Annotated in this window: 9 protein-coding genes; 3 read left to right on the forward strand and 6 right to left on the reverse strand. The window is 73.1% G+C overall.

The annotated features are described in order from the left end of the window. Positions 1-42: 42 nt before the first annotated feature. The 6 genes from ACWGIF_RS22190 to ACWGIF_RS22215 all read right to left on the reverse strand — a co-directional run bounded on the left by ACWGIF_RS22190 (position 43) and on the right by ACWGIF_RS22215 (position 10,966). Positions 43-4,782 carry an amino acid adenylation domain-containing protein gene (locus ACWGIF_RS22190; RefSeq protein ID WP_453499965.1) on the reverse strand — a complete coding sequence of 1,580 codons (4,740 nt, stop codon included), beginning with the start codon at positions 4,780-4,782 and terminating at the stop codon, positions 43-45. A 196-nt stretch (positions 4,783-4,978) separates the two neighbouring features. Next, complete coding sequence (locus ACWGIF_RS22195; protein WP_453499911.1) at positions 4,979-6,259, reverse strand: glutamate synthase-related protein; 1,281 nt, start codon at positions 6,257-6,259, stop codon at positions 4,979-4,981. Beyond that, positions 6,256-7,257 (reverse strand): asparagine synthetase A, encoded by a 1,002-nt coding sequence (locus ACWGIF_RS22200; protein ID WP_453499913.1) that lies wholly within the window; start codon positions 7,255-7,257, stop codon positions 6,256-6,258. Before ACWGIF_RS22200 ends, ACWGIF_RS22195 begins: the two co-directional genes overlap by 4 nt. Then, entirely contained in the window at positions 7,254-8,669 is a 1,416-nt protein-coding gene (locus ACWGIF_RS22205) for a methylaspartate mutase (RefSeq protein WP_453499967.1), read from the reverse strand. The genes ACWGIF_RS22200 and ACWGIF_RS22205 overlap by 4 nt, the downstream gene beginning before the upstream one ends. 176 nt (positions 8,670-8,845) lie before the next feature. Beyond that, positions 8,846-9,397, reverse strand: a complete 552-nt coding sequence (locus ACWGIF_RS22210; protein ID WP_453499915.1) for a cobalamin B12-binding domain-containing protein — start codon at positions 9,395-9,397, stop codon at positions 8,846-8,848. 312 nt (positions 9,398-9,709) lie between these two features. Next, entirely contained in the window at positions 9,710-10,966 is a 1,257-nt protein-coding gene (locus ACWGIF_RS22215) for a helix-turn-helix domain-containing protein (RefSeq protein ID WP_453499917.1), read from the reverse strand. Between the two features lie 591 nt (positions 10,967-11,557). Here ACWGIF_RS22215 and ACWGIF_RS22220 point away from each other — a divergent pair. The 3 genes from ACWGIF_RS22220 to xdhC are packed head-to-tail and all read left to right on the forward strand — an operon-like array spanning position 11,558 to position 16,210. After that, complete coding sequence (locus ACWGIF_RS22220) at positions 11,558-13,021, forward strand: xanthine dehydrogenase small subunit (RefSeq protein WP_453499919.1); 1,464 nt, start codon at positions 11,558-11,560, stop codon at positions 13,019-13,021. Next, the gene (xdhB, locus tag ACWGIF_RS22225; protein ID WP_453499921.1) at positions 13,018-15,399 is read left to right on the forward strand and encodes a xanthine dehydrogenase molybdopterin binding subunit; all 2,382 of its coding nucleotides are present in this window, start codon (positions 13,018-13,020) and stop codon (positions 15,397-15,399) included. The genes ACWGIF_RS22220 and xdhB overlap by 4 nt, the downstream gene beginning before the upstream one ends. A gap of 1 nt (position 15,400) precedes the next feature. After that, positions 15,401-16,210: a xanthine dehydrogenase accessory protein XdhC gene (gene xdhC, locus ACWGIF_RS22230; protein WP_453499923.1), complete on the forward strand. Its 810-nt coding sequence runs from the start codon at positions 15,401-15,403 to the stop codon at positions 16,208-16,210. Positions 16,211-16,261: the final 51 nt, after the last annotated feature.

Raw genomic sequence — 16,261 nt, forward strand, 5'->3', positions numbered from 1 at the left:
CTTCGGTCGGACGGGTGGGCTGGCTGCCTTGGTGCCGCGTCGTCACGACGCCAGCCGTTCGGCGATGGCACCGACCGTCCGACCGCGGAAGACCACCTGCGGCGGGATCCGGGTGCCGGTGTGCTGGGAGAGCCGCATGGCGACCCGCACGGCGGCCAGCGAGTTGCCGCCGATCCGGAAGAAGTCGGCGTCCGGACCCAGGCCGTCGGGCAGCCCCAGGACGGCGCGGACGGCGTCGGCCACCAGCCGTTGGTCCGGGGTCAACCGGTCGGCCGGGGCGGACTCGGCGGGCTCGGCGGGCTCGGCCGGGGCGGGCAGGGCCCGTCGGTCGACCTTGCCGTTGGGGTTGAGCGGGAGCGCGTCCAGCACGTCGAGCGTGGCGGGCACCATGTGCTCGGGCAGCAGTCGGGCCAGATGGTCGAGCAGCACGTCCGGGTCGGGCAGCGGTGCTCCGGCAGCGGTGACGTACGCGGCGAGCCGGCGGTCGCCCGGGGCCGGCTCGTGGACCGCGACGGCGGCCTCCCGCACGGAGGGGTGGCGGGTGAGCGCGTCCTCGATCTCCCCGGGCTCGACCCGGAATCCGCGGATCTTCACCTGGTCGTCGATCCGGCCGGTGATCTCCAGCACCCCCTCCGGCGTCCGGTGGCCGAGGTCGCCGGTGCGGTAGAGCCGCTCGCCGGGCGCGCCGAACGGGGAGGCGACGAACCGCTCGGCGGTCAGCCCGGGCCGGCCCACGTAGCCTAGGGCCAGCCCACCGCCGGCCGCGTACAGCTCACCGGTGGTGCCGTCCGGTACGGGGCGCAGCTGGGCGTCGAGCACGTGGATCGCCTTGCCGTGCAGCGGGTGGCCGATCGGGATGGAGGCTCCGCCGGCGTCCTCGGGGGTGGCGCGGTGGCAGGTGGTGAGGCCGAGGCTCTCGACCGGGCCGTAGCCGTTGGCGACGACGAGGTCCGGATACTGGTCGAGCGCCTTGCCGACGTGGGTGACGGAGGCCCGTTCGCCGGCGGTGAAGGCCACCCTGAGGTCGTCGTAGGTCTCCGGGAATTCCTCCAGCAGGAAGTTGAACAGGCTGGCGGACAGCTGAAGTTGGGTGACCCCATGGCGGCGGGTGAGTTCGGCGACGGCCTGGGGGTCGGGCCGCTGGCCGGGCTGGAGCACGCACACCCCGCCGAAGGCCAGCGCACCGTAGAGCTCCAGGGCGAAGGCGTCCCACGAGACCGGGGAACACTGCAGCCAGACCTCGTCGGGCCCGAAGCGGGCGTAGTCCTGTCCGAGGTAGGTGGTGGTGAGGGCGCGGTGCGGGACGGCGACGCCCTTGGGGCGGCCGGTGGAGCCGGATGTGAACATCACGCAGGCGAGGTCGGCGGCGGTGACCGCCAGGCCCGGGTCGTGGCCGGGGCGGGCCGCGACGGCGGCGGCCGCGGCGTCCAGGTCGAGGTGGCGGGCGACCGGGAAGGGCGGGCTCGCGTGGCGGTGGGTGACCAGCAGGGCGGCGCCGCCGTCGGCGATCGCGCCGGCCAGCCGCTCGGCCGGGAAGTCCGGGTCGAGCAGGGTGTAGGCGGCGCCGGCCTTCAGCGCGGCCAGCAGGGCGACCACCAGGTCCGGTCCGCGCTCGACCAGGACGGCCACGGTGTCTCCGCGGCCGACGCCCAGGCCGCCGAGGTGGTGGGCGAGCCGGTTGGCCCGCTCGTTCAGGGTGCCGTAGTCGAGGCGGTCCTCACCGGAGACCAGAGCGAGGGCGTGCGGGTCCCGCGCGGCGCGGTCCTCGAACAGGGTGTGCACGGGCGCCTCGACGGCGGCGGCAAGAGTGCCGAGCCAGGCCTCGCACAGCTCGGCCATGGTGGCGGGGTCGAACAGGTCGGAGTCGTACTCGAAACGGCCTGTGAAGCCGGTGCCGCGGTCGTCGACGGAGATGGACAGGTCGAAGCGGGAGACCGGGTTGGAGTGCAGCTCGCGGGTGACCTCGGTGCCGCCGATGGTCAGCGGGCGGGTGTCCAGCGGATGCAGTTCCAGCAGCACCTGGCAGAGCGGGTTGCGGTCCTCGGTGCGGTCGTCGGGGCGCTCCTCCATGACGGCGCCGGCGATGGCGTCGAACGGCGCCTCCTGGTGGCGGTAGCCGTCGATGGCCACCCCACGGACGTGCCGGACCAGATCGCGGAAGTCCATCCCCTCGTCGAGCCGGACGCGCAACGGCAGCAGGTTGACGAAGTAGCCGATGAGCGCGTCGAGTTCGGTCCGGCCGCGGACGCTCACCGGGGAGCCGATCACCAGATCGCGCCGGCCGGTGCGCCGGTGCAGGGTGAGCGCGAGCCCGGCGAGCAGCACCATGAACGGCGTCGCGTCCTCGCTGCGGGCCAGGGCCCGGACGGCCTCGGCGACCGGACGGGGCATCGTGAACCGGTGGAACGCGCCGCGGAACGCCTGCAGGTCGGGGCGGGGGCGGTCGGTGGGCAGCGGGGGCTCGGTGGGCACGTCGCGCAGGTGCTCGCGCCAGTGGTCGAGCTGCCGCTCGGCGGCGCCGTCCTCGCGCTGCCAGGTGCTGTAGTCGGCGTACTGGACCGGGAGTTCGGGAAGACCGGCGGGGCGGCCGGAGGCCAGGGACTCGTACAGGGCGGCCAGTTCGGACTCCAGGACGGGCAGCGAACTCTCGTCCCAGACGATGTGGTGGCAGAGCAGCAGCAGGGTGGAGTTCCCGCCGGTGCGGTAGAGGTGGGCGCGGACCAGCGGGCCGGTCTCCAGGTCGAAGGGCACCAGGGCGGCCTCGGCGAGCAGGCCGTCCAGAGCGGCGGGAGGGGTGTCCACGACGGTGAACGGCAGTTCGACGGAGGGGTGGATCACCTGCCGGGGACCGTCCTCGCCCAGCTCGAAGGTGGTGCGCAGCGCTTCGTGCCGGGCGACCACGCCGGCCAGGGCCCCGCGGAGCAGTTCCGGGTCGACGGGCCCGGCGAAGCGGAACACCCAGGGCACGATGTAGGTCGGCGCGCCCGGGTTCCACTGGTCCAGGAACCAGAGCCCACGCTGGAAGTCGGCGAGCGGCGCCTCGGTGGCACCGGTCCGGTTCAGCGCCGGGCGCCGGCCGCCGTCCGAGGCCGCGGTGACCGCGGCGGCGAACTCGGCGAGGGTCGGCGCGTCGAAGATGGTGTACGGGGAGATCATGCCGAAGACGTCGAAGACCCGGCCGACCACGCGCACGGCGGTGAGCGAGTCCCCGCCCAGGTGGAAGAAGTTGTCGTCGGCGCCGACCTCGGGCACTGCGAGCACGTCCGCCCAGACGGCGGCGATCAGCTGCTCGGCGGGGGTGCGCGGCGGCCGGCGGCCGGCGGCCGGTGCGGCGGGTGCGGCGGGCGCGGCCTGGGGCTCGGGCAGCGCCGCCCGGTCCACCTTGCCGCCGGCGGTCAGCGGGAAGCCCTCCAGCGGGGTGACGGTCGCCGGGACCATGTGCTCGGGAAGCCGCTCGGCCAGATAGGGACGCAGCTCCCCCACGTCGGGGGCGGTACCGGTCACATAGGCGGCGAGCCTGCCCTCGTGGGCCACCACGACCGCTGCGGCGACGTCCGGGTGGCCGGTCAGGACCTGCTCGATCTCGCCGGGCTCGACCCGGAAGCCCCGGATCTTCACCTGGTGGTCCGCGCGGCCGACGAACTCCAGCGCGGCATACGGACCGGACCGCCGGACCACGTCACCGGTGCGGTACATCCGGGCCCCCGGCTCCGGCGCGAAGGGGTCGGCGACGAACCGGCCGGCCGTCAGGCCCGGGCGCCCGTGGTAACCGGAGGCCAGCAGTGACCCGCCGAGGTACAGCTCTCCGGCCGCTCCGGGCGCCACCGGCCGCAGCCGGTCGTCCAGCACGTACGCGCGGCGGTCGCCGAGGGGGCGGCCGATCGGGACCGTTTCACCCTCCGCCGCGGTCGGGCCCGCCAGCTCGTGGACGGTGGCGGTGACGACGGTCTCGGTCGGCCCGTAGGCGTTGAGCAGCGGCACGCCGGTGGCGGCCCGCCAGCCGGCTGCGGCGTCCGGGTAGAGCCGGTCGCTGCCGGAGATCATCAGCCGGAGGGTGCGCGGCGGGCGGCCGTGCCCGCGCAGCGCGGCCACCACCTCCTGGAAGTAGCCGGCGGCAAGGTTGGCCACGGTGACGCCCTCGGCGTCCAACAGGTCCAACAGGGCATCGGGTGCCAGAAGTCGTTCCTCGGGTACGACGATGCAGGCGCCGGCCGAGAGGGCGGTGAGCACCTGCTCGACGGCCACGTCCACGGTCGGGCGGGCGAAGTGCAGCACCACGTCGTCCTCGGTGAGGCCGAAGCACTCGACGGCGGCTGCCAGGTGCCCGGTCAGCGCGGAGAGCGGGACGTGCACCCCCTTGGGCCGGCCGGTGGTGCCGGAGGTGTAGATGAGGTATCCCGCGGCGGACTCGCGGCCGCGCCGGTCCCGGTCCGGCTCGCTCCCGGCTCCGCCTGCACCGACGGTCGGGGCGAGCTCGCCGTCGGAGTAGGCGAAGGTGGCGCCGGCGTCCTCGCGGATCCAGCGGTTGCGCTCCTCGGGCGCCTCCCGGTCCAACGGCAGGTAGGTGGCACCCGCACGCAGGGCGGCGAGCAGGCCCACCACGTGATCGAGCCGGTCCCGGCCGGTGACGGCCACCGTCCGACCGGGGGCGATGCGGGTGGCGAGGGCGCCGCTCAGCTCGTCCAGTTCCCGGTAGGCGACGGTCCGGGCGCCGAGCCGTAGGGCCGGGCGGTCCGGGAACCGGCGTGCGACGGATATGAAGGGCAAACCGCGAGATTCCATCATCCAACCCCGATGAATTTAACGACGCTGCGGGTAGTGACTCGACGATAGGACGGCCTTTCCGGGCCGATCGGCAGATTGCCCGGAAGACCATCGGCAGTTTCAACTGCCGCTTGACCATGGGGTTCGATCCAGACAGGGCAGCCCGCCGAGACGCACACGGGCGCCTCGGCGGGCTACAGGAAAAGCGTTTCGATTATCCGGTGACGGGAATTCCGGAGAAATCCTGGGACCATACGTCGTCCCGTTCCAGTGCGGCAGGCGCGTATTTGCCGAGCGCGCTGATCAGCAAGCGGAGTTCGAGCGCGAGGCACTCCGCGAACCGGATCAGCCCGGCCTGCGGGTCCTCGGCCGTGGCGAGCAGGGCCGCCCGGCCCAGCCCCACCGCGCGGGCGCCGAGCGCCAGGCTCTTCACCGCCCGGCCGCCCTCCCAGATCCGTCCGGAGACCAGCAGGCAGGGCGGTGGCCCGGCGGCCGCCAGCCGGCGCAGGCATTCCGCCAGCGGCAGACCGACCTGCGCCGGGAAGGCCCCGGGCGCCCAGCCGGTGCCGCCCTCGGCGCCGTCCACCGTGACGGCGTCCGCCCCCGCCTCGGCCGCCACCCGGGCGGCCTCGGCGACGTCCCGGCCGGGGTGAAGCTTCACCCAGACACGGGCCCGGGGGAAGTTGTTGCGCATCAGACGGATCTGCTGGCGCAGGATCTCCGCCGTGAACGTGCCGGGGGTACTGGAGCGCAGCACCCGGCCGTCGCCGAACACGTCGTCCAGCCCGTACCGGTCGCCGAGCCGGACGGCCGCCTCCGCATCCAGCACGGTCATCCCGCCGAGGCCCGGCTTGGCTCCCTGCCCGATCTTCAACTCGAACGCCAGGCGCCCCGATTCGAGCAGCGCAAGCGCTGCCGGGTCGCTGTAGACGAGGTTCCACACCTCGGCGTCGGCGTCCTCGGTGGACTGCTGGACGGCGACCCCGCCCCGTCCGTCCGGCAGCTCCTCGGCATAGGCGCGGAGGCGGCCGAGGAGCGCGCTGTCCGCCGCCCCGCCGAGCCGGCCGTAGCCGTTCACCGGCACGACGTTCTCGCCGATCACCATGGGCAGGCCGAGCGCGCCCGCCTGCCGGCTGAGCGCGAGGCCGAGGTCGCCGCCGGCCGCCCGGGTGGAGCCGAGCGCGGACACGTACACCGGCTGGGAGGAGGTGAACCCGCCGATGGCGGTGGTCAGGTCGACGTCCCGATAGTCCGGCTCGCGACCGAGATCGATCAGCCGGGCGAGCCGCTGCGGCATGAAGACCGGCGGGGCGATCCGCAGCGCGTCGAGCGGATCCCGCTCGTCGGCCGGGTGCCGGTGCCGGTCGCCCGGATGCTCGGCGCCGAACAGGACCCGTCCGTACTCGCCGGGCGGCGGGAAGGCCGCCGCCACCCCGGCCCGGGCGCGCCGGCGGACCTCCTCCTCCGGAAAGCCGGGCGCCGAGAGATCGCTCACGGCGATACCACCCCGGCCACCTTCGGGAAGGCGCTGGCCTGCCAGACCGCGTCCAGCCCGGCGACGTAGCGGGTCAGCCGCTCGACGCCGATGCCGAAGCCGGCGCTGCCGGGAACGCCCTCGCGGACCAGGTCCAGGTACCAGCGGTACTTCTGCGGGTTCTCGCCGGTCTCCCGTATACGGGTGACGATCTCCGCGTAGTCGTTGGTGCGCTGGCTGCCGCTGCACAGCTCACCGTAGCCCTCGGCCGCGATCAGGTCGAAGTTGCGCAGGATGCCCGGCTCGTCGGGGTCTTCTCGGTCGTAGAAGCCGCGCGAGCCCTTCGGGTAGTCGGTGACGAAGAACGGCCGGTCCCGCCGGCCGGAGAGGAACGCCTCACCGGCCCAGTCGAGTTCGGCGTCCGGGCTCTGCGGATGGCCGAGCCCCCGGAGTTCGGCGACCGCCTCCGCGTGCCGCATCCGGCCGAAGGAGCCCTTCAGCAGTTCGGTGAACGCGCCCACGTCGCGGCCAAGTTCGGCGAACTCCTTGGGCAGCTCGCGGATCGCGCTGTCGACCATGTGCACCACCAGCTCCTCGACCAGCCGGACGGCGTCGTCCCTGGTCGCACCCGCCACCTCCACGTCGAGCTGGTGGAACTCGGCCAGGTGGCGGCTGGTCCCGGCGGTCTCCAGCGGCTCCAGCCGGACGTTGGGGGCAATGCAGAAGATCTTGTCGAAGGCCAGCAGCGAGGCCTGCTTGTAGAGGATGGCGCTCGTCATCAGCTTGTAGCGGTGACCGTAGAAGTCGACGTCGACCTGCTTGGAACCGCGCGACCCGGGGTCGGTGACGGGCCCGATGATCGGCGGCAACAACTCGATGAAGCCCTGCCCGCGCAGGAACTCCCGGGCGGCGGTGAGGAGCTGGTGCTGGATCCGGAGCGCGCTGCGCGTGGTCGCGGCGGTCAGGTGGCGGCCGGGGTCCGGGATCGGGGCGGGGGCCGTGAGCCCGTCGGTGGTCATGGTGTGGTGAGTCCCAACTCTGGTTGTGGCGTGGACGTCGTACGGGGCGGTACGGGCGGGCGGGGCGGTACGGGCGTGCGCGGCTTCGGTGCGGGCGGGCACGGCTCAAGTGCGTGCGGGCGGGACGTGTCGCGGGCGGCACCGACGCGCGGCCGGGCGGCGGCACGGGCGTCGTAGGTCCGCTGGACGTGGGAGAGCGCCGAGATCAGCCCGGCCGACCCGAGGATCGGCGGGCGCGGGCCACCGTCCGCCAGGCCGGCGATCGGCATCGACCCGATGCTCGACCAGCGGAGTCGGCCGTCGGGTGCGAGCGAGGTGCGGGCCCGGCCGGCGTTGTCGGGGTGCAGGCAGTAGGGGACGTCCAGGTAGCCGGCGGCGAAGGCCCGGACCAGCGCTCGGCCGACGTCGGCGTCCAGCTCCAGCACGGCACCGATCAGCGCCCGGGCCTCCGCCTCGATGCCGGTGTCTTCGATGCCGTTGCCCGCGGTGCCGTCGCCCGCGGTGCCGTTGCCCGCCGGGTGTACGCCGGGGCCGGCCGGCAGTCGGCGGGCGCGCTCGTCGGCGGCGACCGCGGCGGCCGTCTCCAGGGCCCGCACGTTCTCGCCCACGGTGGGGATCCGGTGTGCCTCGGCGGTGGTCTTGACGATCAGCCGGGCCGCGCCGGCCCGCACCGCCAGCCGGGCCGCGTCCTCCAGCAGCAGCCGGGCCCCGCCGGGCGAGCGCGGGTAGACGCCCATGTAGGCGTAGAGGACGAGGTGGTGGTCGACGTCGGGCAGCAGTTCGCCGGCCAGCCGCCCGAGCACGGTGAGCGCCTCCTCGTCCTGGCGCGGATCGGCCTGCTGCGCGTAGCTGAGCGAGAGGGAGCGCAGCCCGTGCTGCCGGAAGAACAGCGCCTCCAGCACACTGACCGCGATCAGCAGGCTCGGCGGACAGAGCTGCCCCATCAGACAGCCGCCGAACGTCTCCAGGTGCGGCTCGCCGCCGAACTCCGCCGCGGAGGCGAGCAGTTCGCAGCTGCGCTGCCAATTGGCGACCGCCTCTCGCAGCGGCGTCCGGCTGTACGGCAGGCAGTACGAGACCGGACCCCCCTCGGTGGCGTCCAAACCGACCGCCAGCAGCGCGCGGACGATGTGCTCCGGCATCGCCGAACCGTGCCGGACCTGCACGGGGAAGCGTGCGTCCGCAACGCCCCGCAGCACCGCCCGGGTGGTGTCGGCCGGGTGGGTGACGATCGGGTAGCCGTTGAGGCCGACCCCCTCGGCGAGCGCGCGCCGGGCGGCCGCGAGGTCGCCGGTACGGGTGTAGCTGTCGAGTGTGATGGTGCCGACGGTGACGGCGTCCGCGGCGCGGGTGGCGAGCAGACCGTCGCGCATCCGCAGCGGATCGGCCATGCCCATCCTGGGCTGGACCACCAGCGCACCGGCCGCCCGGGCCCGGGCGACGAAGGCACCGAAGCCGAGCGCCGGGACGGCGGGTGCGGACCCCGGGACGACACGGGCGGACCCCGGGACGACACGGGCGGGCCCCGGGACGGCGGGGGCGTCCGGGTGCGCGGTGAAGGCGTCGCCCGCGCCTCCCGAGGAGCCGGTCACAGCAGCACCCCCGACGCGGCGGGCATCGCCGCGGGCCTGGCGGGCAGTGCCCCGGAGCCGGCAGGCATCGCCTCGGACCCGGCGGTCAGCGCCGTGGATCCGGCGGACAGCGAGCCGACGAAGGACTGGAACTCCAGAACCGATCCGCCCTCTTCGAAGACTCCGTCGAAGCCCGCCCTCAGCAGCGCCCGCCGCCGGGCCGGAGTGCCGGAGCCGGCGATGCCGAGCTTCCCGCCGATCACGGTCGGCGTGCGGGCCGGCCCGGGGCAGGCGCGCAGCGCCGCGATCACCCGCAGCCCCTCGTGGTAGCCGTGCCCGTTGACACTGCTCAACACGATCAGGTCCGGCTCGATCCGGCGGCACTCGGCGACCAACAGCTCGTCCGGCACGCACGCGCCCAGGTTGGTGACCCGGTGACCCAGCTCCTCCAGCAGCAACTGGAGGAAGACCAGGTTCCATGTGTGCGAGTCCGAGGCCATGGTCGTCACGACGACGTCCAGACCGGCCGGCTCGGTCTTTCCGTGCTGCTCCACGGCATGCTGCTCCACGGCGCAATACCTCTGTGTCGGTAGGTGGTGGGGAGTCCCGGGGAGTGGTGGGCCTCCTGGTGTCCAGGTGTCTGGGGGCGACAGGGCCTCCGGGTGTGCGGAGGGTCCGGGGTTCGGGGGTCCGGGGGTTCGGGGGTCCGGGGGTTCGGGGGTCCGGGGGTTCGGGGGTCCGGGGGTTCGGGGGTCCGGGGATCCCGGTGTCCGGCTCGCCCGGCCATGGACAGAACGCTAGGAAGGATCCGGGCGCCGGACCGGCAGCTCGTCCGGCAGGATGCGGGCAGTATCGGCCGAGGCCGGAGCCTTCGCACGGGCTCAGCTCGCCGCCGCCAGCGCCGGGTACGCGCCGCTCCCGCACAAGCGCCGGCACAGGTTCAGTACGGTGAACCGCACGCCGTCGCGGGCCGGGACGCTGCGGATGAGTCCGCTCGCCAGCAGCTCGTGCACCGCCGCCAGGCACTCCTGCGGCGGCCGGCCGCTCAGCGCGACGGCGTCGTCTCCCGACCAGTCCCCCGGTCTGGCCGCGAGCCGCTCCAACAGGTCCCGCTGGCCGAGCGTCAGCCGGTCCAGCGCGGCCCCCAGCGCCGCACCCACGTCCGCCCGGCCGCCGAATCCGGCCGGCGGCGGCGCCAGGTGGAACGGGCCGTCCGCCAGCCGCGCCACCAGCTGGCGCGGGGAGAGCACCGTCGACCAGCCCGCCACGAGCTCCAACGCCCCGGGCAGGCCGTCCAGCTGGCGGCAGAGCGCGGCGACGGCGGGCGCCTCGTCGGGCTCCAGGCGGTAGCCGGGGCGCAGCCGGCGCAGGTGCGAGAGCAGCAGCCGGACGGCGCCCACCTCGGCCAGTGCCACCGGGTCGTGGTCGAGTTCCGGCCCGGGCGTGGGCAGCGGGGCGAGCGGGATCACCTGGCCGCCGGGCAGCGGCTGCGGGACCCGGGCGGTGATCAGCACGCGCAGGCCGGGGCAGCGCTGGAACAGTTCGTCCAGCAGGGCCGTGTCCACACCTGCGTCCGCGCCGTCCAGGACCAGCAGGGTGGGCCGCTCCCCGATCGCCCGGGCGAGGTCCGCGCGGCGTTCGAGTCCCGCGGCCGGCTGCCGGCCGCAGTCGATCCAGCGCACCGACCACCGGGACGCGAGGTACAGCCGTCTCGCGACCTCCAGGACCAGCCGGGTCTTGCCGGCACCGCCCAGGCCGGCCACCGTGACCAGCCGGTCGCCGTGCACGGCGAGAGCGTCGGTCAGCGCCTCGGCCTCCAGCTCCCGGCCGACGATCGCGCCCCGGGCGACCGGCGGCGCGGTCGGCTCGTCGCGCGGCTCGTCGACGAGCACCTGCCGCCGTGCGGCCGCCTCGAAGTCCGACCGGCCGCGGCCCTCCAGCCGCAGCGCGTCGGCCAGCAGGCGGACCGTCTCCTGCCGGGGGCGCTGCACCCGCCCGCTCTCCATGTCCCGGATCGCCCGGACGCTCAGGGTCGCGTGATCGGCGAGCACCTGCTGGGTCAGGCCGACCCGTTCACGCCGGATCCTGAGCAGCTCTCCGAAGCCCGCCGTCGACTGCAACGACTGAACAGCGTCCATGCCTCGTCCACCTTCCGTGGGTTGGCCAAGTACCGGGGACCGGGGGGCCCGGGCGGCCGTACGGCACGCCCGGTACGGCGGCGACCGGTGGTGACCGTCGAGCCGTGTTCCCCTTGGCGCCGATCGTCCACGGCACGGCTCTACGGTCGATCAACGGCCGATCACCACACGTTCACGCACTCTCCACGCGGCCCCCTACTCTTCGGTGGGGGCGGGTGGGGTGCAGGACCGGCCGGTCCCCGGGTCGACCTCTTGACCTCGATGGCCCCGGCCACTACTTTGCGTAGACGCCGACCCACTTGACGACCGGAAGGAGGCGACCAGCGGATGTACACCAGCTCCGATCTGAGTCGCCTCGCCCAGTGCACGGTCTGGGTTCCTGGTCGGATCGCGCACGGCTGCTGAGCACGCCGTTCTGCTGTGCCCCTCCGTGGCACGTTTCGGGTTTCCCCGTCTTCACCTTCCGGCACGTCGCCTCTGCGTGCCGTTCTGCGCCCGACTCCCCCCCGTGGCGCGTCTGAACACAGAAAGCTGCCTGAAATTGGCGAACATGATGAATCGATCCAGCGCGCACCGAAATGAAGGTCCGTCGTGGTAGCGGCGCGGATCACCGTCAACGGTAAAGAAACACCGATTTCACCGGCGGCACCCCACACCACGGTGCTGGATCTTCTGCGCGAGCGTGGTCTGACCGGCACCAAGGAGGGCTGCGCCGAGGGTGAATGCGGTGCCTGTGCGGTCCTGGTGGCCCGTCCCGGGGTGAACAGGCCCACCGACTGGGTGGCGGTCAACGCCTGCCTGGTCCCGGCTGCGGCCCTCGACGGGCAGGAGATCATCACCTCCGAAGGTCTCGCCACCGCCGGTGCACCCGGCATGCCGCCCACCCTCCACCCGGTGCAGGAGGAGATGGCGGTCCGTGGCGGCTCCCAATGCGGTTACTGCACGCCGGGGTTCGTCTGCAGCATGGCTGCCGAGTACTACCGACCCGACCGCTGCGCGCCCGGGGATCCTGCCCACAGCACCGACGCCGAGCACGGCCCGAACGGCTTCGATCTGCACGCGCTGAGCGGAAACCTGTGCCGCTGCACCGGTTACCGCCCGATCCGCGATGCCGCGTTCGCCGTCGGTACGCCCACCGGCGAGGACCCGCTGGCGCAGCGTCGCGATCAGTCCCCGCCCGCACCGGTTGCCACCGAGTACACCCGGGACGGCCGCACGTTCCTGCGCAAGCGCACCCTGGCCGACACGCTGCGGTTGCTGCGCGAGCAGCCCGAGGCGGTGGTGGTCGCCGGCTCCACCGACTGGGGTGTGGAAGTCAACATCCGCTCCCGGCGGGCCGACTGCGTGGTCGCCGTCGACCGGCTGCCCGAACTGCGGGAGCTGCGGGTCGAATCGGACCACATCGAGATCGGCGCGGCGCTGACGCTCACCGAGATCGAACGCCGCCTCGGCGGTGGCGTCCCGCTGCTGGCGGAGCTGTTCCCCCAGTTCGCATCACGGCTCATCCGCAACGGCGCGACCCTCGGCGGCAACCTGGGTACCGGCTCCCCCATCGGTGACAGTCCGCCGGTGCTGCTCGCGCTGGAGGCGTCGGTGGTGCTCGCCGACGCCGACGGTGAGCGCGAGGTCCCGCTGGCGGACTACTTCACCGGGTACCGGCAGAGCGTGCGCCGTCCCGGTGAGCTGATCCGCACGGTGCGCATCCCGCTGCCGCCGGCGCCGGTCACGGCCTTCCACAAGATCGCCAAGAGGCGCTTCGACGACATCTCCAGCGTGGCGGTCGCGTTCGCGCTCGACGTCGAGGACGGAATCGTACGGAAGGCGCGCATCGGCCTGGGCGGCGTGGCCGCCACCCCGATCCGCGCCCTCGCCACCGAAGCGGCCCTGGAGGGCGAGCCGTGGACGGCGGAGACCGTCGAGGTCGGGGCCCGGGTGCTGCAGGCCGAGGGCACGCCGATGGACGATCATCGTGCCAGCGCCGGCTACCGCTCCGCGATGCTCGGCCAGAGTCTCTTGAAGCTGTACGCGCGAACCACCGGGGCGGTGTCGTCATGAGCCATTTGTCCGAGCGTCCCGAGAAGCCGGTGGTCGGCGTTTCGATGCCGCACGAGAGCGCCGTCCTGCACGTCACCGGCGCCGCGCTCTACACCGACGACCTCGTCCATCGCACCAAGGACGCACTGCACGCCTACCCGGTCCAGGTGATGAAGGCCCACGGCAGGATCACCGCGCTGCGGACCGAGCCCGCGCTGGCGGTGCCCGGTGTGGTCCGCGTGCTGACCGGTGGCGACGTGCCGGGCGTCAACGACGCCGGGATGAAGCACGACGAACCGCTGTTCCCCGACGAGGTCATGTTCCACGGCCACGCGGTCGCCTGGGTGCTCGCCGAGACCCTGGAGGCGGCCCGGCTCGGTGCGGCGGCCGTCGAGGTGGAACTCGACGAGCTGCCTTCCGTGGTCACCCTGCAGGACGCGATCGCGGCCGACAGTTTCCACGGCGCTCGGCCCGTGATGCAGGCCGGTGACGCCGACGCCGGCTTCGCCGACTCCGCTCACGTGTTCACCGGCGAGTGCCAGTTCTCCGATCAGGAACACTTCTACCTCGAGACGCACGCGGCGCTGGCCTGCATCGACGAGGCCGGGCAGGTGTTCGTCCAGAGCAGTACCCAGCACCCCTCGGAGACCCAGGAGATCGTCGCGCACGTGCTCGGTCTGCACAGCCACGAGGTGACCGTGCAATGTCTGCGGATGGGCGGCGGCTTCGGCGGCAAGGAGATGCAGCCGCACGGGTTCGCGGCCGTCGCCGCGCTCGGCGCCAAGCTGACCGGCCGGCCGGTGCGGCTGCGGCTCAACCGGACCCAGGATCTGACCATGTCCGGTAAGAGACACGGGTTCCACGCCCAGTGGCAGATCGGCTTCGACGCCGACGGGCGCATCCAGGCCCTGGAGGCCACCTTGACCGCGGACGGCGGCTGGAGCCTGGACCTGTCCGAGCCCGTGGTGGCCCGTGCCCTGTGCCACATCGACAACACCTACTGGATTCCCCACGCGCGCATCACCGGTCGCATCGCCCGGACGAACAAGGTCTCCAACACCGCCTTCCGCGGCTTCGGCGGACCGCAGGGCATGCTGGTGATCGAGGACATCATGGGCCGGTGTGCGCCGCTGCTCGGCCTCGATCCGATGGAGTTGCGGGAGCGCAACTTCTACCGGCGGGGTCACTCGACGCCGTACGGACAGCCGGTCGTCCAGCCCGAACGGATCTCCGCCGTCTGGCAGCAGGTCAAGGACGACGGCGGCATCCGCGATCGCAGGCGCGAGATCGCCGCCTTCAACGCCGCGCACCCGGACACCAAGCGGGCACTCGCGCTCACCGGCATCAAGTTCGGCATCTCGTTCAACCTCACCGCCTTCAACCAGGCCGGCGCGCTGGTGCTGATCTACAAGGACGGCTCGGTCCTGATCAACCACGGCGGCACCGAGATGGGCCAGGGCCTGCACACCAAGATGCTGCAGGTGGCCGCGACCACGCTGGGCATCCCCGTGCACAAGGTGCGGCTGGCGCCCACGCGAACCGACAAGGTACCCAACACCTCTGCCACCGCAGCCAGTTCCGGAGCCGATCTCAACGGCGCGGCGGTGAAGAACGCCTGCGAGCAGTTGCGCGAGCGGCTGCTGCAGGTGGCCGCCACCCAGCTGGGTTCGCACGCCTCGGACGTACGCATCGCCGAGGGCGTGGCGCGCACCCTGGGCAGCGGGAAGGAGCTGCCCTGGGACGACCTGGTGCGCACGGCGTACTTCCAGCGGGTCCAGTTGTCGGCCGCCGGTTTCTACCGGACCGAGGGTCTGCACTGGGACGCGAAGACGTTCAGGGGCTCGCCGTTCAAGTACTTCTCCCATGGCGCGGCCGCAGCCGAGGTGGAGGTGGACGGCTTCACCGGCGCGTACCGCATCCGGCGGGTGGACATCGTGCACGACGTCGGCGACAGCCTGTCCCCGATGATCGACATAGGTCAGATCGAGGGTGGGTTCGTGCAGGGCGCGGGCTGGCTCACACTCGAGGACCTGCGCTGGGACACCGGTGACGGGCCGGACCGCGGCCGGCTGCTGACCCAGGCCGCGAGCACCTACAAGCTGCCGAGCTTTTCGGAGATGCCCGAGGAGTTCAACGTCACGCTTCTGGAGAACGCCACCGAGGAGGGCGCGGTCTACGGGTCGAAGGCGGTGGGCGAGCCTCCGCTGATGCTGGCGTTCTCGGTGCGGGAGGCATTGCGTCAGGCCGCCGCCGCATTCGGGCCGAACGGGGTCAGCGTCGAACTGGCCTCGCCCGCAACGCCGGAGGCGGTGTACTGGGCGATCCAGGCGGCCCGCCGGGGCGATGGGTCCGCAAACGGCGGGATCAAAACCGCCGCGGAAGCCTTGCACGGTGCCTGACATGACGTGGTTCGCCGCAGTCGCACGGTTGCGAGCTCGCCGGGAGTCCGGCGTGCTGGTGACCGTCGCGGCGGTGCGCGGCCATGCCCCGCGCGACGCCGGTGCGAAACTCGTCGTGGGGCGGACCGAGACGTGGGGCTCGATCGGTGGCGGCAATGTCGAGGCCGTCGCGATCGACCGGGCCCGGGAGATGATCGTCGCGGTCACGCCGGAGCCGGAGCTGATCGATTTCGCCCTGAACGACAAGGTGACCAACCGGCACGGCGTGCAGTGCTGCGGCGGCACGGTCTCCGTGCTGCTCGAACCGCTGCCGGTGGTAAGGGCGGTGGCGATCTTCGGCGTCGGGCACGTCGGGCTGGAACTGGCACGCATCCTGGCACGTCAGGACCTCGACCTCCATCTGATCGACACCCGCTCCGACCTCCTCTCCGAGGAGCGGCTCGGGGTGCTGGCGGACGCGGTGGCACAGGTGCACGTACATCACACGCCGCTGCTGCCCGAGGAGGTGCTGGCCCAATTGCCGCACGGCACCCACATCCTGATCATGACTCATGATCACGCGGAGGACGCCGCCCTGTGCGACGCCGCCCTGCGCACCACCCACCTCGGGTCCATCGGGCTGATCGGGTCGGCCGCCAAATGGGGGCGGTTCCGCAAGCGCCTCGCCACCGAGGGCGGTCACGACGAGGCCACCACCGACCGGATCAAGACCCCGATCGGGCTGGCCGACATCACAGGCAAGGAACCCGCGACGATCGCAGTGAGCGTTGCCGCCGATTTGCTGCGCACCTTCGAAACCGCCGCGAACTGACGCTCCCACCGGCTGGTCGCCTGGGCGCCCGCCCTGGGAACCGGCCGGTGA

The sequence above is a fragment of the Streptomyces sp. NPDC054849 genome (genome assembly GCF_053610945.1).

Bases quoted from the DNA above. Each gene is read 5' to 3' on its own strand.
- ACWGIF_RS22190 (WP_453499965.1), bottom strand. From the start codon at position 4,782: ATGGAATCTCGCGGTTTGCCCTTCATATCCGTCGCACGCCGGTTCCCG.
- ACWGIF_RS22200 (WP_453499913.1), bottom strand. From the start codon at position 7,257: ATGACCACCGACGGGCTCACGGCCCCCGCCCCGATCCCGGACCCCGGC.
- ACWGIF_RS22215 (WP_453499917.1), bottom strand. From the start codon at position 10,966: ATGGACGCTGTTCAGTCGTTGCAGTCGACGGCGGGCTTCGGAGAGCTG.
- xdhC (WP_453499923.1), top strand. From the start codon at position 15,401: ATGACGTGGTTCGCCGCAGTCGCACGGTTGCGAGCTCGCCGGGAGTCC.
- xdhB (WP_453499921.1), top strand. From the start codon at position 13,018: ATGAGCCATTTGTCCGAGCGTCCCGAGAAGCCGGTGGTCGGCGTTTCG.